This is a genomic window from Streptomyces sp. NPDC006516 (genome assembly GCF_040611875.1).
GTDB lineage: Bacteria > Actinomycetota > Actinomycetes > Streptomycetales > Streptomycetaceae > Streptomyces.
In genome coordinates this window covers 99,206-123,152 of the sequence record NZ_JBEXPD010000018.1, presented here as the reverse complement: position 1 = coordinate 123,152, position 23,947 = coordinate 99,206, and the positions used below count along the sequence as shown (strand labels likewise).

The following is a 23,947-nucleotide window of genomic DNA, read 5'->3' as shown; positions in this document are numbered from 1 at the left end:
TCCGTCGACGGCACGGTCTACCAGCGCAGGACACCCGCTGACCTCAACGGCAAAGCCTGGGTGTTCGACAAGCCGTTCTTCCTCATCCTCAACCTCGCCGTCGGCGGCTACTGGCCCGGTGACCCGGACGGCAGTACCAGCTTCCCCCAGCGACTCGTCGTGGACTACGTCCGCGTGACCACCGGGGACTGAGTACCGGTGCGGACCGGCGGCCCCCGCCGCCGGTCCGGCCCGCCGACGTAGCATGATCCGCATGGAACAGCGCACACTCGGCAGGACCGGCCGTGACGTATCGGTCGTCGGACAGGGAACTTGGCAGCTGGGCGGGGACTGGGGTGAGGTGCGGGAAGCCGATGCCTTTGCCGTCCTCGACGCGGCCGTCGAGTCGGGCGTCACCTTCTTCGACACCGCGGACGTGTACGGCGACGGCCGCAGCGAGCAGCTCATCGGCCGCTACCTGAAGGAACGGCCGGACGCGGACGTCTTCGTCGCCACCAAGATGGGCCGCCGCGCCGAACAACTCCCCGCGAACTACGTGCTGGACAACTTCCGCGCCTGGAACGACCGCTCGCGCGCCAACCTCGGCGTCGACACCCTCGACCTCGTGCAACTGCACTGCCCGCCGACGGCGGTCTACTCCTCGGACGCGGTGTACGACGCGCTCGACACGCTCGTCGCCGAGCAGAGGATCTCCGCCTACGCGGTGAGTGTCGAAACGTGCGCCGAAGCGCTCACCGCCATCGCGAGGCCCGGCGTCGCCAGCGTCCAGATCATCCTCAACCCGTTCCGCCTCAAGCCGCTCGACGAGGTCCTCCCCGCCGCCGTGGAGGCCGGGGTCGGTATCATCGCGCGGGTTCCTCTTGCCTCGGGGCTGCTGTCCGGCAAGTACACCGCCGACACCGTCTTCGCTCCCGACGACCACCGCACGTACAACCGCCACGGCGAGGCCTTCGACCAGGGAGAGACCTTCTCCGGCGTCGACTACGCGACCGGCGTGTCCGCCGCCACGGAGTTCGCCGGGCTCGCTCCGGCCGGCGCCACCCCGGCACAGACGGCGCTGCGCTGGGTCATCCAGCAGCCCGGGGTCACCAGCGTCATCCCCGGCGCGCGTTCCGTTGAGCAGGCAGTCGCCAACGCCTCCGCCGCCGCGCTGCCCCCGCTGCCGGAGAGCACGCTGCAGGCGGTGCGCGACCTCTATGACCGGCGGATCCGCGCACAGGTCCACGCGCGCTGGTGAAGCGCGGGGCTCAGTCGTCCCCGTCGTCCTGCCCGTCGCCGTCCTGACCGGGATCGCCGGCGGACGAGTCCGCCGCAGGATCGGCCTGTCCCGGCGTTCCGACGCCGGCGGTGGGAGTGGAGCCGGGAGCCGGGGTGTCCGCCGCGCCGGTGTCCGGGGCGAAGAGGACCGTCCCCAGATACACCGCAGCAAGGAAGGCGACCGTGCCGGCCACCGCGCTCGCCACCCGAGGGCGGCGGCGTATGGCCTCGCTCGTGCTGATCCGGCGTGTGGAGGCGGACCTGGACGCCCGGGGCGCGGGGGCCGCCCGTCTGCGTCCGGTGGCCTGCGGCAGGCGGTAGGTCGACACGCCACCGGTGGCGGGGGCGCCTGAAGCGGGGGCCGGAGCCGTGGCGGGCCGGGGCGCCGGCCGCGGGGCGGCCGGCGCGTGCCGGGGGAGCGGCTCGGGACGCCCCCGCCAGGCATCCGTGCGGAACCAGTCGGAGACCTGCTGTGCGCTCGGCCGGTCCTCGGGCTGCTTCGCCAGCAGGCCCAGCAGATACGAGTCGAACGCGGGGGAGACGTCGGCGCCCCGCTGCCGCACCGGCACCGGCGGCGTGTCCACGTGCTGGTAGAGCGTCGCGGTCGCGGTGTCGGAGCGGAACGGCGGCTGCCCGACCAGCAACTGATAGATGACACAGCCGAGTGAGTAGATGTCCGAGGCGGAGTCGGCCGTGCGGCCCAGGGCCCGCTCGGGGGCCAGATACAGACTCGTACCGACGATGTGGCCCGCCGTGGTCAGAGCCGTCGAGGGATCGTCGACGAACTGCGCGATGCCGAAGTCCCCGATCTTCACGGACCCGTCGGCGTCCAGCATCAGGTTGCCGGGCTTGATGTCGCGGTGGACGATGCCCTGCCGGTGGGCCGCGGCGAGGCCGGCGGCGGCCTCGCCGGCGATACGGGCCACCTGCTCGGGATGGACGGTCTCCTGGGACTCCAGCAGATCGCCGAGACTCCTGCCCTCGACGAGCTCCATCACCAGATAGAAGCGGTCCTCCCAGGAGCCGAAGTCGAACACGGCCACCAGGTGAGGGTGGCTCAGGCGTGCGGCGGTCTGCGCCTCCAGGCGGAAGCGGGCGGTGGACGAGGCATCGGCCTGGTCGCCCAGCAGCAGTTTCACCGCCACGGCCCGACCCAGCACTTCGTCCGTTGCGCGCCACACCTCACCCATACCGCCACGGCCGATGGGGGATATCAGCCGGTACCGCCCAGCAACCAGCACCTGTGCACACCAATCTCGAATCGTGGCCCGCTCCGAACTGCCGCGGCGGCGACCTCATCGGGCTCATCGCCTCGGTACGGTGCGTCGGGGTGCGCGGCATGATCAGGATATCCGCCCTCCGGGCCTCCGCTCGCCCGGCCGGGGGCGGTGCAGCCGAATCCGGTCAATCGCCAGGTCGCAGCGGCGCGTTCTGCTCGGTGCGGAGCCAGTCCAGCACGGCGGCAGCTGTGAACTCCGCCTGCCCGCCCGGGAAGAGCAGCTCCGCCAGGGCGAACACCGCCCCGTCCGCCGCCGCTCGGGCGTCGGGAACCGCGACACAGCGCATGCCCGCCGCGTGCGCGGCCAGGACCCCGGGGACGGCGTCCTCCAGCACGACGCAGGAGCCCGGCTCCGCTCCGAGCCGCCTGGCCGCCTCCAGGAACACGTCGGGCTCCGGCTTGCCCTGAGCCACTTCCTCCGCCGACACGTACAGGGGGAGGTACGCGTCCAGCCCCGTGACCGCGAGCGTGGCGGCGATCGCGGCCCTGGAGGACCCCGAGGCCACCGCCATCGGCACCCCGTGTCCGTGCAGCCGCTCGACGAGCGTGAGCATCTCGGGGAAGACGGTGGTGGACGTCCCGGCGAGCTCCAGATAGAGGGCGTTCTTGCCCGCCAGCAGCTCGTCGACCGGCGCCTGAATGCCGTACTCCGCGCGCAGGACGGTCAAGGTCTCACGGGTGCCGATCCCGATGAAGCGGGTGTGGTTCTCCCAGCTGAAGTCCCGCACGCCGTACCGGGCGAGGAGCCGGCGCCCCGCCTCGTAGTAGTTGGGCTCGCTGTCGACGAGCGTGCCGTCGAGATCGAAAAGGACGGACGGTGCCGGGACGCGCGGGGTGTTCATGACCCCCAGCATGCCCGACGGCGATCAGCCCGGGCCGCCCGCAGCCCGCCCCACGGCTTCGACCAGCGGCAGCACCCGGTGGGCCACCCGTTCGCGCAAGGCGACCTCGGTCCGGGTCCTGACCACGCCGGGGAGCTGGATCAGCCGTTGGATGACGTCCTCCAGATGCCCGTTGTCCCGTGCTACGACGCGCGTCAGCAGATCCCCGCCGCCGGTGGTGGAGAACGCCTCGATGATCTCCGGTACGGCGGCGAGCGCGTTCCCTACGTCGTCCAGATGCCCCTGGGTCACTTCCAGGTGGACGAAGGCGAGCACCGGATGACCGAGGGCCGCGGGCGACAGGGCCGGGCCCGTCCCCGTGATCACCCCGTCCCGCTCCAGCCGGTCCAGACGAGCCTGGAGGGTGCCGCGTGCCACCCCGAGGATGCGCGCGTACTCGCGCACGCTGGTGCGCGGCTGCTCGATGAGCAGCTGCAGGATGCGGGTGTCGAGGGCGTCCACCGCCATGTCCGGCCGTGCTCCTCCTGGCTGGATGGTCAAGTGCCACGACTGTACCCAGCGCCCGCTCCCGCGGCCTCATGGGACCGTGATGCCAGGCAGCGACTCAGCCGTGCCACGCCGAGCCGCTGCCTGGCGTACTCCGACGCGGTGCCCCTCCGGCGGACGGCACCGCGGGACAGCACACGACGAACCGCGCGGGGTGACAGCCGGATCCCGACCACCCGGCCACCCGCGGCGCGGCGGCGGGTGAACTCAGACCGCGGACCAGCCGTTGTCGACGGGGAGGATCGCCCCGTTGATGTTGCTCGCGGCGTCGGAGGCGAGGAAGACGATGGCCGCCGCCTGCTCGTCCGCCGCCGCGGGTGAGCCGACGTTGCCCATGTAGGGGGCGAGGGCGGCGGGCCCGTGGGCGCCCCGGTCGGCCTCGACCCGGATGTTCGTGACGGTGCCGCCAGGGGCGATGGCGTTGGACCGGATCCCCTTGTCGCGGTACATGACGGCCAGCGACTTGGTCAGACCGGCGATGCCGTGCTTGGACGCCGTGTAGGCCGCGCCGGCGGCGCTGCCCCTCAGTGAGGCCTCCGACGCGGTGAACACCACGGCACCCTTGCCGGCGGCGAGCATGTGCGGCAGGACGGCGCGGGTGAGGCGGAACGGGGCCGTGAGGTTGATGCCGATGACCCGCTCCCACTCGTCGTCACCGGTGTCGGCCGCCGCCGACATGCTGTCCATGATCCCGGCGTTGTTGACCAGGACGTCTATCCCGCCGAACTCCTCCATGGCGGTCGCCGCGACCTGGTCGACGACGGCCTGCTCCCGCAGGTCGCCGATCACGGTTGCCGCGGTGCCTCCGGCCCGGGTGATCTCCTCGGCCACGGCCTGGGCGCCCACGGGGTCGACGTCGGCGACCACGATGCGCGCGCCCTCCTCCGCGAAGCGCAGGGCGGTGGCCCGGCCGATGCCCGATCCGGCGCCGGTGACGATGATGCTGCGGCCGGGGCCGTTGGGGGTGACGCTCACGGGATGCTCCTCGCGGTCGGTGATGGCTCTGGCACGCTACCTTTAATGGCGGGCAGTGCCAAAATGGCGAACCGCGCCAGAAAAGGGAGTCGCTACGATGGCCCCGAGCGGAAGGAAGGTGGCCGAAAGCCGTGGAAATCGCACACGCCCGGACGGAGGACCGCCCCTCCGTCGCCTCCAAAGACCCATCCGCCACCAGCGGGAGCCCTGCCGCTGCCACCGGGAACCCGGGCGCGCCAGGGGCCTCCGCCGCTTCCCCCGGGGCCGGGGGCGCCTTCGCCATCGGGGCCGCCGCGGAAGGTGGCGCCCGCCTCGGCCGGCCACCGCTGACCGAACGGCGCAAGGCCGCCACCCGCCTGGAGATCGCGCGCGAAGCCGTACGGCTGTTCGCCGAACGGGGCGTGGCTGCCACCACCGCCGACGAGATCGCCGCCGCTGCCGGAATCTCGCAGCGGACGCTGTGGCGCTACTCCTCGTCGAAGGAGCTGTGCGTCCGACCGCTGCTGACCTACGCGCTCGACTCCGTCACCGTGCTCATGCGGTCGTGGCCGCGCGACAAGCCGTTGTCCGAGGCCGTCGCCGGCGGCCCTTCCTCGCTCACGGAGGCGTCGCCCCCCACCGATGCCGAAGCCCTGCGCGACCTGGTCCTGCTCACCCGCACCGAGCCCGGGCTGCGTGCGGTCTGGCTCCAGGTGCACCACGACGCCGAGCTGGTCTTCGCCGAGGTCGTCGCCGAACGCACCGGCCACCGGCCGGACGACCTGGAACCGAGGGTGCAGGCGACCCTGCTCAACGGCGCCCTGCGCATCGCGGTCGAGCAGTGGGCGTGGGGAGCGGATCCCCGGCCGGAGTCACTCCCAGGTGCCATCGCCCGCGCACTGGGCCTCGCCCGGGCCGGCCTGTCCGGCTGAGGAGGGCCGTGCCGTGCCGGGCCGCCGTGGCCTCAGCCTCCGGTGCGGCCACGCCGGGACTCGACCTCGTCCCGGTTTCTTCGCGTGGTACAGCAGCCCACGCTGACGGTGACGCCGTCAGATCGACCGGGCTCGTTGCACGGGCTTACCGCTTTCGGCCGCTCGCGGCCGCAGCGACCGTCACCGCACTGCCGACAAGCAGCGGCAGAGTCATCGCCGCGAAAAAATACGCGGGCACGTTCGGGTCCGGCGCGGAACGCCAGAGCACCCCGCAACCGGCGGCGAATGAGATGCCGATACACGTGTTGAACACCATCAGTGCGCATGCGATCCGGTGTGCCGAGGCGCGGTTGTGGGGCCTGTTGAGCAACGACGATGCCGCTTGCGCAGCGGCGAACGGTGCGGCGTCGGCGCTCGACATCTCATCGCGCGGTGTCACCCGTAGTGTCAGTTCCGCGCATCCAGCCATCAGCAGCGTCACGCCCGCATACACGAAGACCAGCGCGAACGCGCTGCCGATCGATCTGTCGGTCCAGGCGTCCACTCCGTCGACCCCGATGTGCTGCGGTATCCGACCCGGCAAGTGCGGGTAGCGGAGCGTTCCCCAGGTCGCCAACCCGAAGAGCAGGACGGCATTGGGGAGCAACCACAGCCGGAGAGGACGGGAGAAGAGCGCCATGGGACTGATCATCCGATGAAACCTCGAGGTCGGAAAGAGCGCACAGTGCCAGGTCCGGGAGCAGACCGGAGTCGACTGCCCCTACCGGCCGGCTGCGCGGAGGTCGGCGGTGGAGGACATGCCGTCAATCGCTCCGTCCGCACGTCCGTGCCTGACGAGGAGGGCGGCCACTTCCCGGCCTCCTGGACGCCCAAAGCCCGCTCGAACTCCGCAATTTCGCGTGGTGCTGTACGCGGTCGCCCTCGCGCAGGACCACGCTGCCCTTGAAACCGCCCGGACCAGCACAGGGCACGGGGGCGTTCGCGGGAGCGCGCGGTCACACGTGTCCGGCCGAGTGCACCGTCGTTGATCAGGCCATGAACCTGCGGTCGTTGTCCCTCACGCTCGTCGCCCTGCTGAGCACGGCGGGTTGCGTATCCGTACAGGCCGAACCGGACGGGCCCGCCCCCGCGGTCTCGGCGCGCCCCGGCAACGCGCCCGCCGTGCACGCGTCCACGGCACCGACAGCGCCCCCGGCCGTGCACGACGCCCTCGGGAAGTCCGAGGAGCGGCAGGATCGTGCGAGTGGGAAGAAGCGGAAGAAGAAGGAGGCGGCGGGAGATGCGGCCCGGCGGGCGGGCGCCGTCGCGCCGCCGGCACGCCGGGAGACCGGGAAACAGCCGCGCAGGGCGGTGCCCGTCCGTCCCGAGCCGCCACGCCGCGGGGGCACACCCCGCCGGGCCCAGCCCCGTCAGGCCTACGACATGCGTAGCGTCTGCGCGACGGGCCAGGGGGTGGCGTCCGCCGAGATCGTCGACCTGTGCCGCACGACGTACGGCCGTTGACCTGCCCGGCGGCGGATCGGTGGCACGACTTCCCTTGGGGAGATCGTCGTGGGCGAGATGCACGGGTGACCGGTAGGGGCAGGCGGCGCCCCACCGGGCGCTCGCCGGTACATCGCCCAGCCACTCGCCGGTACGTCGCCGGTCGGGCGACGGTGCGCTGACGGAACCGCCGCAGCGTGGGCAGACCGCGCACTTCGTCAGTGGCGCAGTGACCGCGCTGGTCGCACGGGCGCAGGCGCGTGCGGTGCAGGGAAGTGCCCCCCTCCGGAGGCGCGGGGCGGACATGGCCGGCAGGTCCGTACGCTGCGCAAGGCAGCGGCGTACGGCCGTTCCTGCCGTCCAGTCGGTGCGGCGCACCGTCGCGGCCGTGGGCGGTGCCCTGCCGTCCCGACCCGCACCGACCGAGCATGGAGTGTCGAGCAGTGAGGATTGCGACCACGCCGTCGCCCGGCGAGGGGGTGCGGGCCCACCCCAGGAGGGCGCTCGCCCTCATCGCGCTGGCCACGTTCCTGTCCATGAGCGTCTGGTTCTCCGCGTCGTTCGTCGTCCCCCACTTGCGGCAGATGTGGCACCTGGGCAGCGGCGAGAGTTCGCTCCTCACGATTGCCGTACAGCTGGGCTTCGTGGCCGGGGCTCTCACCCTCACCGCCACGGGGCTGGCCGATGCCGTACCGGGGCGGCGCCTGATGTGCGTCGGTGCCCTCACCGCGGCGGCGATGAACCTGATCCTGCTGTGGGCGCCGGGATTCACCGTCGCGGTCCTGCTCCGCGCCCTCACCGGCGCCTGCCTCGCCGCGGTCTACCCGCCGGCGCTCAAGGAGGTGTCGACCTGGTTCCGGGAGGGACGCGGCACCGCCCTGGGTGTCATGATCGGCGCGCTGACCCTCGGCTCCGCGGCACCGCAGCTGGTCAAGGCCACCGGCGGCGTCGACTGGCGCGTCGTGATCGTGGCGACATCGGTCCTCACCGCCCTGGGCGGCATCGCCACGCTGCTCATCCGGAACTCGGGCCCGTACCCGTTCCCGACGTCGGAGTTCAGCCTGCGCGCCGCCCTGCGGGCAGGACGCAACCGTCAGGTGGTGCTGGCCGACATCGGCTACGCGGGGCACATGTGGGAGCTGTACGCCATGTGGGCCTGGATCGGAACCTTCCTGGCCGGCCTGGACGGCTTCGCGAACCGTGCGGAAGGGCCTCGGCTCGCCGCGCTGGCCGCCTTCCTCTGCATCGGTGTCGGCGCGGTGGGCTGCCTCGTCGGCGGCCGGATCAGTGACCGCAAGGGCCGCGCGCAGTCGGCGATGATCAGTCTCAGCTGCTCGGGGGGTGCTGCGGCCGTGCTGGCGTTCGCCCATCACCTGCCGCTGCCGGTCGTTCTGGCCTTGAGCGCGTTCTGGGGCTTCTGGGTGATCGCCGACTCCGCCCAGTTCTCCGCCATGGTGACCGAGAACGTCGATCAGCGGTACGTCGGCAGCGCCGTGTCGCTGCAGCTCGCCATCGGATACGTGACCACGGCGGTGACGATCTACCTCGTGCCGGTCCTGGCCGACGCCCTCTCCTGGACGGCGGCACTCCTCGTCCTCGTCCTGGGGCCGGTCGTCGGAATCGGGGCCCTGCTGGCCTACCTCCGGCCTCCCGCCGAGCGGGCCTGAAGCGACAGCCGGGCCGCGTGGGGCGAAGCGGACTGCCCGGGCGCCGGTTCTCGGTGCCCCGGGCACGTGTCACATCGTCGGCGCCTGCTCGATGAACGTGTCCAGCACCCCGGTCGGCCACCTTGATCGTGCCCTTGGGGCGGGTGGTGCCAGGGATCGTGGTGTACGCGGCTGCCCACGGCCCTCGTGGCTTCCTGCCGAGGGGTGGTCCGTTGGTCCGGCCGCGGTCAGGACGCGAGGAGCCGGCCTGCGCCATTGGTACAGCCTAGCGGGCCTCGGTTGAACCAGCAGCCGCTCGGATGCTGAGATGGTCCTGTCAATGGCGCCGCGGGTCTCCTTCTCGGGATCTCTGTGGCGCCTTTCTCATGTCTGGACCGGTCTGTGTGTGAAAGGGACGGGGCAACTTGCTGAAGAGGGCATTCGTCGCACAGGATCCGGGGCGGCTGCGGCTGCGGTTCGCATCCCGGGCAGTGCTCGGCATCGGGCTCGCCGTGGCGCTCTGCGGGGCTGTCGGGCACTCGCAGGCGGCGGCCATCCTCGGTGGCCTGGCCGCGCTGCTCGCGCTGTTCACGGTGACCGACCCGACGGTGCGCGGGCAGGCGTGCACGACCGCGCTGCTCCCCGTCGCCGGTCTTCCGGTGCTCACGCTCGCCGCCGTGCTGCACGACGTGCCCGTCGCGCGCGACCTGGCGTTTCTCGCCGTCGTGGGGGCCGGGGTGTACGCGCGGCGTTGGGGACCTCGCGGCCACGCGCTGGGCGTGTTCGGCTTCATGTCCTACTTCTCCGCCCAGTTCCTCCACACCGTGCCCGGTGACCTGCCCGAGCTGTACGCGGCCGTGTTGCTGTCGCTCGGCGCGTCGTCGGTGGTGCGGTTCGGGGTGTGGTGCTACGAGCGGCGGCTCCCTGCACCCGTGACGGTCGCCCTCCCCGACAGTGCGCAAGGGCTCGGGCGGATCACGACGCGCCACGCCGTGCAGGCGACGCTCGGGGCGGGGTTCGCGCTCGGGGTGGGGCAGGTGCTCTCCGACCAGCGGTGGTACTGGGCGGTCGGCGCGACATGGTGGGTGTTCGTGGCCACGACTTCGCGAGGCGAGATCGTCGTGCGCGGCTTCAGGCGCTTCCTGGGGACCGTGCTCGGGATCGGGCTGGGCTTCGCCGTGGCCGTGCCGCTGCACGACGAGCCGGTCGTGGTGGCCGTGGTCGTCGCCGTCAGCGTGTTCGGGATCTTCTACACCGCCGCCGTCTCCTACACCTGGATGATGCTGGCCGTGACCGCGATGGCGAGCATGCTCTACGGGGTCCTCGGCGTGCTCGACGCCGGTCTGCTCGTGCTCAGGGTGACCGAGACGGCGGTCGGGGCGCTGGGTGCCGTGATGGCGGTGCTGCTCGTGCTGCCGGTCACCACGCACTCGGTGACCGAGGCGTGGGTGGAGCGGGCGCTGCGCTGCGTACACGCCTGCACGGAGGAGGCCGCCGCGCTGCTCGCCGGGAGTGAGGGCGCCGACCCGCCCCGGCGCGTCGCCGAACTGGAGGCGATCCTCGGCCGGCTGCGCTTGTCGCTCACGCCGTTGGTGCACCCGCTCAACCCGATGCGGGCCCGTAAACGCCGGGCGAAGCAGATTCTCGCGCTGCTCGACGACTGCGCGCGCGAGGTGCGCGGCCTGGCCTCGGTCGCCGCCGATCCGGAAGCCTCGCACGACGTCCGGCTCGCAGCGGCCTGCTGGCGGGTGGAGGCGGCTGTCGAGGCACTCACCGACGCGCCCACCGTCAGTCGGCACCCTGGTCCCCACAGCGCGTCGGCCGCGGAGCCGACGGGCGCCGAGCAGGTGCTCGCCCACCTCCACGCGCTCGAGCGGACCCTGCTGCAACTCGCAGTGCCCCTGCGCAGGGCCGGCCGGGTCCCGGCCGGGGCCTGACCCTTCCGCGCCAGGCGCGCCCTGCGTTCCTCGGTGCCCCGCCGAGCTCGCGCCGGGGCGGCGCCACAGGGGGCGCTGTGTCCGGGCGGAGCCCGTCGCCACCTGGCCCTCACCACAGACGGCGCATATTGGTCTGGACCAAAAAGCGCTGCCTGCTACCGTCGGTCGTGAAGATCGTGGCGTAGGCGAAGAGGGGTGGCGCGATGAGCGCGCACGGTGTCGTACGGGCATACATAGGGTCGTTCACCTCGGCGGGAGGCCGCGGGATCACCGTGGCAGCCGTCGACCGGGGCACCGGGGCGCTGACGCCGCTCGCGTCCACGGGGGTCGTGGCGGACCCGTCGTACCTCGCGGTCGGCCGGGTACCCGAGACGGGTGACACCCTGCTCTACACGGTCAGCGAGACCTCGGAAGGTGCCGTCGCGTCGTTCGCAGTCGACGAGGACGGCACGCCCCGGCTGCTCGGCGACGTCCGGCCGGTGGACGGCAGCAGCCCCACCCATCTGACCCTCGCCGCGGACCATCTGCTCACCGCCAACTACGGCTCCGGCAGCGTCACCACTCTGCCCGTGCTGTCGGACGGCTCGCCCGGTCCGGCCGCCTGTGTGCTGCGGCACGAGGGCAGCGGGCCGGATGCCTCCCGCCAGGAAGGCCCGCACGCGCACCAGGTGCTCGCCGATCCGTCGGGGAAGTGGGTGCTGAGCGTGGACCTCGGTACGGACTCCGTACGCGTCTGCGTCCTCGATCCCGGTACAGGAGCTCTGCGGCAGCACGACGAGACGGCGCTGCGGCCGGGCACCGGTCCGCGCCATCTCGCGTTTCACCCGTCCGGGGGACACGCCTACGTCCTGAACGAGCTGGAACCGACCGTCACGGTGTGCCGCTGGGACGCCGTCGCAGGGCGCCTGGAGCCGGTCGGTGAGTCGCCGGTGCTGCCTCATGACGCGTACGCCGAAGACGGCGAGGAGCGGACGTACCCTTCCGAGCTGGTGGTCTCGCACGACGGCCGATTCCTCTGGACGGCCAACCGCGGGCACGACAGCATCTCGGTGCTCACCCTCGACGAGACGGCCGAGAAGCCCGTCCTGGCGGCTGCCGTGGGCTGTGGTGGGCACTGGCCTCGTGACCTGGCCCTCGACCCCACCGGGCAGTGGCTGTACGCCGTCAACGAGCGCTCCGGCAATGTCGGCTGGTTCGCCGTGGACGCGGAGACAGGAATCCCGACCCATGTGGGCTCCGTGGACGTCCCGGCCGCCTCTTGCGTGGTATTCGCCTGAGCGTCCTGAGCGTTCTGTGGTCTTGAGGGCCCTGAGCGTGCGGGCCTGTGGGCCCTGAGCGTTGTCAGGGCCCAGGACCCGGCCCTGAGCTTCCGGAGAGTCCCCGAGCACCCTGGCAGTGCTGAGCCGTTCTGCGCGCCTGGAGCCTCCAAGGCGCCCTGGGAGCTTTGAGCGGCATCCCGCGCGCCCTGAGTGCCTGATCCTCCCGCGGGAGGATCAGAGAGCGGCGCGGACCGGAGGAAACCGGTCCGCGCCGCGTCTTCGGTCGCCGGGCAGGCGCGGATCAGTGCGCCTGCGCTCCCTGCGGCGTGGCCGGGGTGATGCCGAGTGCCGTCGCGTACAGCGAGAGCACGAGCTTGCCGATGGCCGGGTACGCGCCGAGCGGCTCGGCGGTCGCACAGCCGGCCTCCTTCGCGGCGGCGTCCAGCAGGCCCTCCTCGACCTCCGGGCCCACCAGGTACGGCGCCAGCGCGAGCTGTGCGGAGCCGGAGTTCTGCAACTGTGCGGCGATCGAGGCGACCGAACCCTCCACGTCCAGGGCGGCGGCCATCACCGGCACCGCGAGCCGCGCGGCCAGCAGCATGCCGGTGATCCCGGCGGCCTGGACGGCCTCCTCGCCGCCGACCGTGGCCAGCACGATGCCGTCGGCCGCGGTAGCGACCGTGAAGAGCCGTGCGCGGTCGGCGCGGGCCAGCCCGGCCTCCGAGAGACGGACGTGCAGCGCCTCGGCGAGCAGCGGGTGCGGTCCGAGTACGTCGGTCAGCTCGGCCTGCGTACCGCTGTCCATGACCGCCTGCCGTATGCGCCGCATCGTGGCGCTGTCCGGCCCCGCGAGGAGCGGCACCACGACGGCGGACGGACCGGAGGGCACGGGGACCTCACGGCCCGCGGCGGTGGCCTGCTCGTAGCGAGCGGTGCGCTCGGCTGCGGCGTGGGCGAGTACGGAGGCGAGCGTGGAGTATTCGGCGTCGTCGCCGTCGAGATAGCCGATCTGGGCATTCAGGCCGGGCAGCTCGGAACGGGCGATGCTGATCACTTCCTCGGCCAGGCTGCGCGAGGCCGAGGAAGGGGTACCGGGAACGGCAAGAACGAGCGCGGCAGCGCCCTCAGGTGCGACCACGGGCTCCGGGCGGCGGTGCCGTCCGGACTGGCGAGGTCGCGGCATTCGTACAGGCAGGCCGGAAGCGGGCCCAGTGGGGGTGCTCATGGCGCCGCATGCTACTGGTTTTGGGTACCCCTCTGTTCGGGGAGGGGGCGACCAGGCGTCATCTGTCCATATATGTCTGCTCAGTGGCATAGCGGGCGACTGGCCCGCTCTGTCCGGGCGCACAGATGACCGATCCGGTCACGTCGCTCCCGGTACGAACAGCAGGGTCGGGTGGGGCGGCAGTCGCAGCCCGGCCTCCGGCGCCGCGAGGGCTCGGGCTATCTCCAGCGCGCCGTGCAACGGGTCGCCGGCGGCCGGCACCACTCGCGCTCGGGGAAGCTGCTGCGCCAATTCCTTGTGCAGGGGCCCGAGAAGAGGTTCGCCCATCCGGAACAGTCCTCCGGTCAGGGCGACTTCGAGAGCGCCGGACCGGGGGCCCGCGGATGCCGGGCACACCGCGGCGGCGGCCTCCGCGATGTGCGCGGCCGCCTCCCGCAGGATCCGCGCGGCCACGGCGTCGTCGGCGGCGCAGGCCCCGACCTCCGGGGCGAACGAGGCGAGCAGGGCGGGGCGGTCCGTACGCGGATACAGCAGGCCCGGAAGTCCGGTGGGGGGCCCGAAGGCGGCCTCCGCCCTGGCGAGCAGGGCGGCCGAACCTCCGCGCCGGCCGTCGTGGGCGCGCATCGCGGCGTCCAGCCCCGCCCTTCCGATCCAGGCACCGCCGCCGCTGTCGCCCAGCAGATGCCCCCAGCCGTCCGCCCTGCGCCATGTCGCGAGGTCGGTGCCGAGCGCGATCATGCCGGTGCCGCCGGCCACGACCGCCCCGGGGCGTTGCCCCAGGGCTCCGGCGTACGCGGTCACGGCATCCGCTGCCAGGGCCACCCGTCGCACGCCCAGGGCCTGCGCGAGCGCCGAGGGCAGCCGCTCGCGCAGCTGGCCTCCGAGGGTCGCCATGCCCGCCGCGCCGATCGCCGCGGCGACGACCCGGCCAGGCCCGGCCCGGTCCAGCAGCTCGCCGACCGCCGGCAGCAGTTGCTCGAGCAGGTGCGCGGCATCGATGCCTGCCGCCCCTGTCCGTACCGGTTCGGCGCAGACCGACGTCAGGGCCGGGTATTCGCCGTCCATGACCCCGAGCGCCACCCTCAGCCCTGAACCGCCCGAGTCCACCCCGAGGACGAACGCGTCCGGCGCGGGGGCGGTCACCGAAGCCTCCGGATCGCCGCTCCGGCGGCGCGCGCCGCGGTCACCGGCTGCAACGGGCACCGTCGCCTGCGGGCGAACGCCGGTACGGCCTCATGGGCGGGCTCCAGGGGACGGAGGACTGAAGACGTGCGGCACCCTACCGCTCGGAGCCACCTCGTGGGGCCACATGATCACGCCGGCCGTGTAGGCCGGTAGAGTGACGCCCGTGGCAGCGCGACCGTTGAGTGAACTTGTGGAGCCGGGCTGGGCCGAGGCGCTGGCGCCCGTGGCCGACCGGATCGCGTCGATGGGGGACTTCCTCCGTTCGGAGATCGAGGCGGGACGTACGTATCTGCCGGCGGGCGGGAACATCCTGCGCGCCTTCCAGCAGCCCTTCGACGAGGTGCGCGTCCTGATCGTCGGTCAGGACCCCTATCCGACGCCGGGCATGGCCATCGGGCTCAGTTTCGCCGTGGCGCCCGATGTGCGCCGGCTCCCGGGCAGCCTGGAGAACATCTTCAGGGAACTCCACTCCGACCTCGGGCTGCCCCGGCCCTCCAACGGCGACCTGACGCCCTGGACCCGACAGGGCGTACTGCTCCTCAACCGGGCGCTGACGACGGCGCCCGGCAAACCCGCCGCGCACCGGGGCAAGGGCTGGGAGGCGGTCACCGAGCAGGCCATCCGCGCCCTGGCGGCACGCGGCAAGCCGATGGTGTCGGTGCTGTGGGGGCGGGACGCCCGCAACGTGCGCCCGCTCCTCGGTGACCTGCCCGCGGTCGAATCCGCGCATCCTTCCCCCATGTCGGCGGACCGAGGGTTCTTCGGCTCACGGCCGTTCAGCCGCACCAACGACTTCCTGGTCGGACTGGGAGAGCAGCCGGTGGACTGGCGCCTTCCGTAGCGGTACCCGGACCCCCGCCGGGCCCCGCCCCCGCAGTGGTCCGGGATCAGGCACCGAGGCATAGGTCCCCTGGACCGGGGCACGAGACCCTGTGACCCGAGCTCCGGCAGGTGTACCTCCCGCACCTCCGTGAGCACCCGGCCCCTCCGGCGACCCCCCGCTGGTGGGGCCGGCTCCTTCTCCGCATCCGGTCACGCCGACGTCGTCGGCTCACTGGCGGATGTCGCCGTCGGCTCGGCTCCACCCCGCACAAGCTCCTGCACCTGTCGGCCGTCCCGGTGCTCTGTGTGCCGACCGAGGAGTGAGCCGGTCGGAGGCCCCTGGGCGGCACCTCCGGTCAGCCGAGTACCGCCGCCCGCACGCACAGCACATCGGGCAGATGCGAGGCCAACTGCTGCCAGCTGTCGCCGTCGTCCGCGCTCGCGTACACCTCGCCGTTGCGGTTGCCGAAGTAGATCCCGGCCGGGTCGGCGTCGTCCGTGCAGAGCGCGTCGCGCAGCACCGTGCCGTAGTGGTCGTCCTCCGGAAGGCCCCGGGTGAGGGGCTCCCAGGTCTCGCCCGCGTCCTGGGTCCTGAAGACCCGGCAGCGCCGGCCGGCGGGGACACGGTCCGCGTCGGCGTTGATCGGGAAGACGTAGAAGGTGTCCGCGCGGTGCGGGTGCGCGGCGGCGGCGAAGCCGAAGTCCGAGGGGAGGCCCGTGCCGATGTCCTTCCAGCGCTTCCCGCCGTCGTCGCTGCGGAACACTCCCCAGTGGTTCTGCAGGTAGAGCCGGTCCGGATCTGCCGCGTCCCGGGTGACCTTGTGGACGCACTGGCCGAACTCGGGGTCGGGATCCGGCAGGAAGACCGCCGAGACGCCTTTGTTGGAGGGCGCCCAGCGCTCGCCGCCGTCCTCGGTGCGGAACACGCCCGCGGTGGAGACGGCCACGGTCACGGCCCGGGCGTCCCTCGGGTCCGTCAGGATGGTGTGCAGGCCCTCGCCGCCCCCGCCCGGCACCCACTTGGACCGCGTCGGATGCTCCCACAGCGGCCGGACCAGCTCGAAGGACTCGCCCCGGTCCTCGGACCGGAACAGCGCGGCGGGTTCGGTGCCGGCGTACACGACCCCGGGGGCTTCGGGCCCCGCGGGATGCAGCTGCCAGACCCGCTCCAGCGATGCCTGGGTGAACTGCGGGAACTTCACGGCGGGTTGCTTCGGCTCCACCCAGGTCTCGCCCAGGTCGTCGGAGTGGAAGACGGAGGGACCCCAGTGCGCGCTGTCGCCGCCGACCAGCAGCCGGGGCGTCCCGCCGCGGGTGTCGATCCCGATCGAGTAGATCGCCTGGGCGTTGAAACTGGGAGCCCTGAAATCCCATGAACCGCCGCGCCTGCGGCCGATGAAGAGCCCTTTGCGGGTGCCTACGGTGAGCAGAACCTCGGCCATGACAGGACCTCCCGAAACGCCGTTGTGCCGGACAGGTGCCAGTCTGCACCGGGGCACTGACAGTGGCCGGTAGATGCGGCGTCGGCCCAGGTCATAGCGGTCGTGGCGGAGTCGGCCCGGTGCGGGGCGCCCGCTCCTGCGGCCGGCCCGCCCTCGCGCGGCGCACCGCGCGGGCGTGCCGGGCGACCCGGCGCGGCCCTCCTCAGCGGGCCGGCGGCGCCGTGCTGCTGCGCACCACCAGGCTCGTCGCCAGATCGACCCGGGTGGTCGCGGGCTGCCTGCCCCGGCCGAGGTCGAGCACCAGCCGGGCGGCGGTCTCGGCCATCTCTATCAGCGGCTGGCGCACCGTCGTGAGCGGCGGGCCGATCCAGCGGGTCAGGGGCAGGTCGTCGAAGCCGACAACGCTGAGATCCTGCGGAATCCGCAGCCCCAGTTCGCGTGCCGCCTCGTACACCCCGAGCGCCTGCAGATCGTTCCCGGCGAAGATGGCTGTGGGCGGTTCCGGCAGGCGCAGCAGTTCCAGCGCCGCCGTGTAACCGTCCTCGTGGTTGAACTCGCCCTCCCGGACGAGCTCGGGGTCCATCGGGACCCCCGAGGTCTCCAGTGCCGCGCGATAGCCGTCGAGCCGGGCGCGGCTGCACATCATGCGCGCCGGTCCGCCGATGATGCCGATCCGCCGGTGGCCGAGCCCCGTCAGATGACGGGTGGCGGCGAGGCCGCCCTGCCAGTTGGCCGCCCCCACGGAGGGGATGTCGTCCCCGGGATCGCCGGCCGGATCGACGACGACGAAGGGGATGGAACGGCTGGTCAGCTGGGCGCGCTGTGAGGCGTCGAGGTCCGAGAGCACGAGGATCACTCCGGCGGGACGGCGCGCGAGCACTCCGTCCACCCATGTCTGGCCCGGGGTGAGCCGGCCCGCGCTCTCCGAGAGGACCAGGCTCAGGCCCTCTTCCCGCGCGACGTTCTCGACACCCCGGACGACCTCCATCGCCCAGGCGCTGTCCAGCTCGTGGAAGACCAGATCGATGAGCTGTGACTGCTGCGAGGCGCCGCGGCGCCGGCGGTAGCCGTGCTTCAGCAGCAGTTCCTCCACCCTCGTGCGCGTACCAGGGGCGACGTCGGCGCGGCCGTTCAGCACTTTCGAAACTGTCGGAGCCGAGACTCCGGCCGCTCGGGCGATCTCTGCCAGCGTGGCGGTGCTCTCCGACGACTCGTCGACGGACGCCTTCTCCTGTTGGGGCTGGACCTTTGCAGGGCTCATGCACGAATCGTAGCTCGCCCGCAGCCATGAGCACGCGTCTGGGCAGGGTTCGTAAATCCTTGCTCCCACCCTCTTGACTGGCCCGAAACACGACCGTACGGTTCCGGCAACATTCGAAAGGCACGCCGAAACATTCGACAGAGGTGCGGTCATGCGGTCGGGGATATTCGCTCAGGGCACACGTACGACGAGATGGGCCGCAGCAGGTGCTGCGATGGCCATGGCCGGTCTGCTGGCCGGCTGCGGTTCAGGGGCCGGTGGGAGTGACAGCGGAACCATCACCGCTTACGTCTACGGCGACGACGCGGTCAAGGTTCAGCAGGCCGCGGTGGACACGTTCAACAAGACCTCGAAGGTCAAGGTGAAGCTGGTGTCGGTGCCCGGCACCGACTACGTCAACAAGCTGCGCAGCGCCATGGGCTCGCCCAGCGCTCCGGACGTCTTCTTCAACTGGGGCGGCGGTTCCATCAAGCCGTACGTCGACTCCAAGGATCTGGTCGACCTGACGTCGACGGTCAAGAACGACGCGACGCTCAAGGACGGTTTCCTTCCCTCGATCATGACGGCCGGCGGGCTCGGCGGGAAGATCTACGGGGTGCCCATGCGCGGCATGCAGCCTGTGATGCTCTTCTACAACAAGTCCCTCTTCGCCGAGCACAAGATCGAGCCGCCCAAGACCTGGGAGGACCTCCAGAAGGCCATCAAGACCTTCAAGGAAGCGGGTGTCACCCCCTTCGCGCTCGGCGGCTCCGACAAGTGGCCCGAACTGATGTGGATGGAGTACCTGCTGGACCGCATCGGCGGTCCCGAGGTCTTCAAGAAGATCCAGGACGGGGACACCGAGGGCTGGGGCGACCCGGCGGTGCTCAAGACGGCCCAGACCGTCAAGCAGCTGATCGACGACGGCGCCTTCGGCAAGAACTTCAACTCGGTCGACTACGGCAACGGCGGAGCCCCGACCTTGCTCAACAAGGGCAAGGCCGCGATGCACCTCATGGGCTCGTGGGAGTACTCGACCCAGCTGGGCAAGGCCCCCGAGTTCGCCAAGAAGGACCTCGGCTGGACCGCCTTCCCGACGGTGGCCGGCGGCGTGGGCGACCCTGCGAACGTGGTGGGCAACCCCACCAACTACTGGTCCGTCAACGCGCGGACGAAGCACAAGGACGCCGCCATCGAGTTCCTGAAGACGATGGCGTCGAAGACCTACGCGCAGGCCCTCGTCGACAACGGTGACGTCCCCACCACCTCCAACGCGTCCTCGATGCTCAGCGGTTCCCCCAACCCGCAGTTCGCCACCGACCAGTACGACCTGGTGCAGAAGGCGCCGAGCTTCACCCTCTCGTGGGACCAGGCGCTCGAAGCCCAGTACGCCACCCCGCTGCTCACCGAGATCAGCAAGCTCTTCGCCGGCAAGACGACTCCCGAGCAGTTCGTCGCAGCAATGAAGGCCGCCAAGTAACGATGTCGCACCACACTCCGGTCGCGAAGAGGCACGGGGACAGGAAGGCGGCCGTCGGCAACGTCGGCCGCCCGCCGGTCGCCTGGGCCGTCCCCGGCATCCTCTTCTTCGCCGTATTCGCGATCGTCCCCCTGGCGATCGCCGTCTACCTCTCCTTCTGTGAATGGGACGGGCTCGACTCCCCGACCCTGACCGGCCTGGACAACTGGACCCGGCTGTTCAAGGACTCCGAATTCGGGCAGGCCGCCTGGCTGAGCCTTCTCCTCACCACCATCAGCTGGGTCTTCCAGACCCCGGTGGCCCTCCTGCTCGGCGTATGGGCGGCGGGCCGCCAGCGCAGCCGGGCGTTCCTGTCCGCGATCTTCTTCATCCCGCTGCTGCTCTCCACCACCGCGATCGCCATGCTCTTCCACGCGCTGCTGGACCCCAACTTCGGGGTGATCCAGACGATCGGGCCCTGGCTCGGCATCGACCCCAACGTCATGGGGTCGTCCACCGGCGCCCTGCTCGTGGTGGCCTTCGTCGGCGGCTGGCAGTTCATGCCCTTCCACACGCTGATCTACCAGGGCGGCGCGCGGCAGATCCCGGAGGTCCTCTACCAGGCCGCCTCCATCGACGGCGCGGGCATGGTGCGGCAGTTCTTCCACATCACCCTGCCGCAGCTGCGTCACACGATGACGACCTCGTCGGTCCTGATGATCGTCGGCTCGCTGACGTACTTCGACACCGTGCTCATCATGACCAAGGGCGGTCCCGGCACGGACACCACGATCCTGCCCTACCTGATGTACCGGACCGGCTTCCAGACCTACGACCTCGGCTACGCGGCTGCCATCGCCACCGCGCTCGTCGTCGTGGCCACCAGTATCTCGCTGGTCATGGTCCGTCTCAGTGGCTTCGGGTCCATGCGGTCCACCCGGGAAGGTATGTGACGAGATGTCGATCGACACCCGCCCCGCTGCGCCGCAGCACCGGGCGAACCCTGCTCCGCCGCGCCGCGGAGGTGCCACCCGCCGACGCAGGTCCCTGGGCAACCCGGTGGCCGGCATCGGATCACTCGTCTGGCTGCTCATCGTCCTGGTGCCGCTCTACACCCTGGTCTCCGCCTCGCTGATGCGGCAGGACGAGGCGCTGAACGGCGATCCGCTGGCCCTTCCCACGGATCCTACGTTCGAGAACTACCGGACCGTGCTGGACAGCGGGTTCCTCTCGCTGATCGGCAACACCGCGATCGTCGCGGTGGTCACCGTCGCCATCGTGCTGGTGCTCTCCGTCCCGGTGGCGTACGTCGCGGTACGCACCCGCAGCCGCCTCTCCTCGCTCGCGTTCCGGACCTTCCTGCTCGGCGTCGCGATTCCGGCGCAGGCGGTGATCGTGCCGCTGTACCTGATGATCGGCAAGCTGGGGCTGTACGACACCCTGTGGGCGATCATCCTGCCCACCGCCGCCTTCGCGATGCCGGTCGCGGTCCTCGTGCTGAGCGGCACGATGCGTGACGTCTCCGAGGAGATGTACGAGGCGATGGCTCTGGACGGCGCCTCGCCCTTCCGCATGCTCTGGCAGCTGGCGGTACCGCTGTCCAAGGCCGGGATCAGCACGGTGGCGATCTTCTCCGCCCTGCAGGCGTGGAACGGCTTCCTGTTCCCGCTGATCCTGACGCAGTCGGAGGAGCAGCGCGTACTGACGCTGGGGCTGTTCAACTTCATGAGCCAGTTCGGAGTGAACATCCCCGCGGTACTGGCAGCGATCGTCCTCTCCGTCATCCCCATCTTCGCCGTGTACCTCGTGGCCCGGCGGGCGCTGATCAACGGACTGATGGGCGTGGGCGGCAAGTAGCACACCGACGCCGCCCCGGACCACCGCACTCATGAGAGGAACCCCTGCCGTCATGGCAATCCACCCCGTCCCGCAGGCCCGTCAGGCCGATCCGCCCCCCGCCGTCGACGGCCCGTGGCGCGACCCTTCGCTCAGCCCCGAGGAGCGGGTGGCCGACCTGGCGGCCCGGATGACGCTCGAGGAGAAGGCCGCCCAGCTGTACGGAATCTGGGTGGGCGCCGACGCGGAGGGCGACGGAGTCGCGCCGCACCAGAACGACATGGTCGACCCGGTCGACTTCGAGGACATCACCAGGCGCGGACTCGGCCAGCTCACCCGGCCGTTCGGCACCGCCCCGGTCGACCCGGGCGTCGGCGCCGTCTCGCTGGCCACGGCCCAGGCCAGGATCGTCGAGGCGGGCAGATTCGGGATCCCCGCGCTCGCCCACGAGGAGTGCCTCGCCGGATTCACCGCCTGGGGGGCCACGGCCTACCCGGTGCCGCTGGCCTGGGGTGCCGCGTGGGACCCGGAGCTGGTCGCCGAGATGGCCCACCGCATCGGCAGCGACATGCGGTCGGTCGGGGTGCACCAGGGCCTCGCCCCGGTCCTGGACGTGGTGCGGGATCTGCGCTGGGGGCGTGTCGAGGAGACCATCGGCGAGGATCCGTACCTGGTCGCGACCATCGGCACGGCCTACGTCCGAGGGCTGGAGTCCTCCGGGATCGTCGCCACGCTCAAGCACTTCGCGGGCTACTCCGCCTCCGCCGGCGCCCGTAACCTCGCCCCGGTCCGGGCCGGCGGACGGGAGATGGCGGATGTGATCCTGCCGCCGTTCGAGATGGCGGTGCGCGAGGGCGGCGCCCGCTCGGTGATGCACTCGTACGCCGAGATCGACGGGGTCCCGGCAGCCGCCGACCCGGCCCTGCTCACCGGACTCCTCCGGGACACCTGGGGGTTCAGCGGAACCGTCGTGGCGGACTACTTCGGCGTCGGCTTCCTGGAGACGCTGCACAGGGTCGCCGCGGACCGCGGCGACGCCGCGCGCCTGGCCCTCACCGCGGGCGTCGACGTGGAACTGCCCACCGTACGCAGCTACGGCGACGAGCTGGTCGCCGCCGTACGCCAGGGTCTCGTGGCCGAGGAACTGGTGGACCGCGCCCTGCGCAGGGTCCTGTTGCAGAAGTGCGAGCTCGGCCTGCTCGATCCGGACCGGCCGCTCCTGCCCGCCGTGCTCGACGGCGTGGACCCGGAGCAGGCGCGCGGCACGGTGGACCTGGACCCGCCGCGGAACAGGGCCCTGGCCCGGCTCCTCGCCGAGCGCTCCTGCGTCCTGCTGTCCAACGCCGACGGCGCGCTGCCGCTGGGCGGCACCGGCCGGATCGCGGTCGTGGGACCGCGCGCCGACGATCCGCTGGCCATGCTCGGCTGCTACTCCTTCCCGAGCCACGTCGGGGTCCAGCACCCCGAGGCGGAAATGGGCATCGAGGTGCCGACGGTGCTGGAGGCGCTCCGGGACGAGTTCCCCGGGGCGGGCGTCAGCTACGCGCAGGGCTGCGAGGTGGACGGGAGCGACGACTCCCTGATCCAGGAGGCCGTCTCGCTCGCCGCCGGTGCCGATGTCTGCGTGGCCGTGCTCGGCGACCGCGCCGGACTCTTCGGCCGAGGCACCTCCGGCGAGGGCTGCGACGCCGCCGACCTGGCGCTGCCCGGTCTCCAGGGCAAGCTGCTCGACGCGCTGCTCGCGACCGGCACCCCTGTGGTCCTGGTGCTGCTGACGGGGCGTACGTACGCGCTCGGCGCACAGGCCGACCGGCTGGCCGGCTGTGTGCAGGCGTTCTTCCCCGGCGAGGAGGGCGGCCCCGCGCTCGCCGGTGTGCTCTCGGGGCGGGTCAACCCCTCCGGACGCCTGCCCCTGGGCGTGCCCAACGGCCCCGGCGGCCAGCCGTGGACGTATCTGCAGCCTCCGCTGGGACAGAACAACGGGGTCAGCAATCTGGACCCGACCCCGCTCCACCCCTTCGGCCACGGCCTCTCGTACACCACGTTCGCGTGGGAGGCGGGCGCCGAGGCGCCTGCCGAGCTGCCCACCGACGGTGAGACCGATCTCGAGATCACGGTCCGCAACACCGGCGACCGTGAGGGCGCCGAAGTGGTGCAGCTCTACGTGCACGACCCGGTCGCGCAGACCACGCGCCCCGAGTCCAGGCTCATCGGCTACGCCCGGGTGCCGCTCGCCGCGGGGGAGTCCCGCAAGGTCAGTTTCCGCTTCCATCCGGACCTGGTCTCCTTCACCGGCATCAGCGGGCACAGGATCGTCGAGCCCGGTGACCTGGAGCTCCGGTTCGCCACCTCCAGCGATCCGGCCGACGTGAAGCACACCGTACGGCTGCGTCTCACGGGAGCGGAACGCACCGTCGACCACCGGCGCCACCTGGTCTGCGCCACCTCCCTCGGCGCGCTCGTCCCGGAGAACTGACGGGCCGGGGGGCGTGAGCCCCCGCCCGTCCGCTCCGCGCACCCTCGCGGGGGTGCGCGGAGCGACGTCGAAACTTTCGAAAGGCCATTCCCGGCGTAGGCGGCCGACCGCCGTGCGCCCTCACCGAA

General features: G+C 71.9%; 20 protein-coding genes and 2 pseudogenes. 13 read left to right on the top strand and 9 right to left on the bottom strand.

The features are described from left to right. Both ABZY45_RS32440 and ABZY45_RS32435 read left to right on the top strand, forming a co-directional pair. A pseudogene (locus ABZY45_RS32440) lies at positions 1 to 192 on the top strand (glycoside hydrolase family 16 protein); the annotation flags it as partial. Positions 193 to 244: 52 nt separating this feature from the next. Then, on the top strand, positions 245 to 1,237 hold the full coding sequence (locus tag ABZY45_RS32435; protein WP_356745828.1) for an aldo/keto reductase: 993 nt from the start codon (positions 245 to 247) through the stop codon (positions 1,235 to 1,237). Between the two features lie 10 nt (positions 1,238 to 1,247). Here ABZY45_RS32435 and ABZY45_RS32430 read toward each other — a convergent pair whose 3' ends face one another. The 4 genes from ABZY45_RS32430 to ABZY45_RS32415 all read right to left on the bottom strand — a co-directional run bounded on the left by ABZY45_RS32430 (position 1,248) and on the right by ABZY45_RS32415 (position 4,899). After that, entirely contained in the window at positions 1,248 to 2,447 is a 1,200-nt protein-coding gene (locus ABZY45_RS32430) for a serine/threonine-protein kinase (protein ID WP_356745837.1), read from the bottom strand. A gap of 214 nt (positions 2,448 to 2,661) precedes the next feature. Further along, positions 2,662 to 3,378, bottom strand: coding sequence for an HAD family phosphatase (locus tag ABZY45_RS32425; protein WP_356745827.1), 717 nt, complete (start codon positions 3,376 to 3,378; stop codon positions 2,662 to 2,664). Positions 3,379 to 3,402: 24 nt separating this feature from the next. After that, a complete protein-coding gene (locus ABZY45_RS32420; RefSeq protein WP_356745836.1) occupies positions 3,403 to 3,885 on the bottom strand; it encodes an Lrp/AsnC family transcriptional regulator in 483 nt (160 codons plus the stop codon). A 246-nt stretch (positions 3,886 to 4,131) separates the two neighbouring features. After that, complete coding sequence (locus ABZY45_RS32415) at positions 4,132 to 4,899, bottom strand: SDR family NAD(P)-dependent oxidoreductase (RefSeq protein WP_356745826.1); 768 nt, start codon at positions 4,897 to 4,899, stop codon at positions 4,132 to 4,134. A 131-nt stretch (positions 4,900 to 5,030) separates the two neighbouring features. Here ABZY45_RS32415 and ABZY45_RS32410 point away from each other — a divergent pair, with 131 nt between their 5' ends. Continuing rightward, positions 5,031 to 5,810, top strand: coding sequence for a TetR family transcriptional regulator (locus tag ABZY45_RS32410; RefSeq protein ID WP_356745825.1), 780 nt, complete (start codon positions 5,031 to 5,033; stop codon positions 5,808 to 5,810). Between the two features lie 145 nt (positions 5,811 to 5,955). Here the strand turns inward: ABZY45_RS32410 and ABZY45_RS32405 are convergent, their stop codons facing one another. After that, positions 5,956 to 6,489 (bottom strand): DUF1648 domain-containing protein, encoded by a 534-nt coding sequence (locus ABZY45_RS32405; RefSeq protein WP_356745824.1) that lies wholly within the window; start codon positions 6,487 to 6,489, stop codon positions 5,956 to 5,958. A 371-nt stretch (positions 6,490 to 6,860) separates the two neighbouring features. Between ABZY45_RS32405 and ABZY45_RS32400 the strand changes: the two genes are divergently transcribed. The 4 genes from ABZY45_RS32400 to ABZY45_RS32385 all read left to right on the top strand — a co-directional run bounded on the left by ABZY45_RS32400 (position 6,861) and on the right by ABZY45_RS32385 (position 12,152). Continuing rightward, on the top strand, positions 6,861 to 7,313 hold the full coding sequence (locus ABZY45_RS32400; protein WP_356745823.1) for a hypothetical protein: 453 nt from the start codon (positions 6,861 to 6,863) through the stop codon (positions 7,311 to 7,313). Between the two features lie 422 nt (positions 7,314 to 7,735). Next, positions 7,736 to 8,959: an MFS transporter gene (locus ABZY45_RS32395; protein WP_356745822.1), complete on the top strand. Its 1,224-nt coding sequence runs from the start codon at positions 7,736 to 7,738 to the stop codon at positions 8,957 to 8,959. A 404-nt stretch (positions 8,960 to 9,363) separates the two neighbouring features. Then, entirely contained in the window at positions 9,364 to 10,875 is a 1,512-nt protein-coding gene (locus ABZY45_RS32390) for an FUSC family protein (RefSeq protein WP_356745821.1), read from the top strand. A 203-nt stretch (positions 10,876 to 11,078) separates the two neighbouring features. After that, positions 11,079 to 12,152: a lactonase family protein gene (locus tag ABZY45_RS32385; protein WP_356745820.1), complete on the top strand. Its 1,074-nt coding sequence runs from the start codon at positions 11,079 to 11,081 to the stop codon at positions 12,150 to 12,152. Between the two features lie 283 nt (positions 12,153 to 12,435). Here the strand turns inward: ABZY45_RS32385 and ABZY45_RS32380 are convergent, their stop codons facing one another. After that, on the bottom strand, positions 12,436 to 13,359 hold the full coding sequence (locus tag ABZY45_RS32380) for a hypothetical protein (protein ID WP_356745819.1): 924 nt from the start codon (positions 13,357 to 13,359) through the stop codon (positions 12,436 to 12,438). 138 nt (positions 13,360 to 13,497) lie between these two features. Further along, complete coding sequence (locus ABZY45_RS32375; protein ID WP_356745818.1) at positions 13,498 to 14,502, bottom strand: BadF/BadG/BcrA/BcrD ATPase family protein; 1,005 nt, start codon at positions 14,500 to 14,502, stop codon at positions 13,498 to 13,500. A 205-nt stretch (positions 14,503 to 14,707) separates the two neighbouring features. On the opposite strand from ABZY45_RS32375, the gene ABZY45_RS32370 reads away from it, so the two are divergent. Together ABZY45_RS32370 and ABZY45_RS32365 are read left to right on the top strand one after the other, a co-directional pair. Continuing rightward, entirely contained in the window at positions 14,708 to 15,385 is a 678-nt protein-coding gene (locus ABZY45_RS32370; RefSeq protein ID WP_356745817.1) for a uracil-DNA glycosylase, read from the top strand. Between the two features lie 233 nt (positions 15,386 to 15,618). Then, a pseudogene (locus ABZY45_RS32365) lies at positions 15,619 to 15,690 on the top strand (universal stress protein); the annotation flags it as partial. Between the two features lie 32 nt (positions 15,691 to 15,722). On the opposite strand, the gene ABZY45_RS32360 reads toward ABZY45_RS32365, so the two are convergent. Further along, on the bottom strand, positions 15,723 to 16,808 hold the full coding sequence (locus tag ABZY45_RS32360) for an exo-alpha-sialidase (RefSeq protein ID WP_356745816.1): 1,086 nt from the start codon (positions 16,806 to 16,808) through the stop codon (positions 15,723 to 15,725). A gap of 202 nt (positions 16,809 to 17,010) precedes the next feature. Then, positions 17,011 to 18,069 carry a LacI family DNA-binding transcriptional regulator gene (locus ABZY45_RS32355; RefSeq protein ID WP_356745815.1) on the bottom strand — a complete coding sequence of 353 codons (1,059 nt, stop codon included), beginning with the start codon at positions 18,067 to 18,069 and terminating at the stop codon, positions 17,011 to 17,013. A 214-nt stretch (positions 18,070 to 18,283) separates the two neighbouring features. Here ABZY45_RS32355 and ABZY45_RS32350 point away from each other — a divergent pair, with 214 nt between their 5' ends. From ABZY45_RS32350 to ABZY45_RS32335, 4 genes are read left to right on the top strand one after another with little or no spacing between them, the layout of a single operon-like run. Further along, complete coding sequence (locus ABZY45_RS32350) at positions 18,284 to 19,528, top strand: extracellular solute-binding protein (RefSeq protein WP_356745814.1); 1,245 nt, start codon at positions 18,284 to 18,286, stop codon at positions 19,526 to 19,528. A gap of 2 nt (positions 19,529 to 19,530) precedes the next feature. Further along, entirely contained in the window at positions 19,531 to 20,460 is a 930-nt protein-coding gene (locus ABZY45_RS32345; protein WP_356745813.1) for a sugar ABC transporter permease, read from the top strand. A gap of 4 nt (positions 20,461 to 20,464) precedes the next feature. After that, positions 20,465 to 21,364, top strand: coding sequence for a carbohydrate ABC transporter permease (locus ABZY45_RS32340; protein WP_356745812.1), 900 nt, complete (start codon positions 20,465 to 20,467; stop codon positions 21,362 to 21,364). Between the two features lie 52 nt (positions 21,365 to 21,416). After that, positions 21,417 to 23,819: a glycoside hydrolase family 3 N-terminal domain-containing protein gene (locus ABZY45_RS32335; RefSeq protein WP_356745811.1), complete on the top strand. Its 2,403-nt coding sequence runs from the start codon at positions 21,417 to 21,419 to the stop codon at positions 23,817 to 23,819. The last annotated feature ends 128 nt before the right edge of the window (positions 23,820 to 23,947 follow it).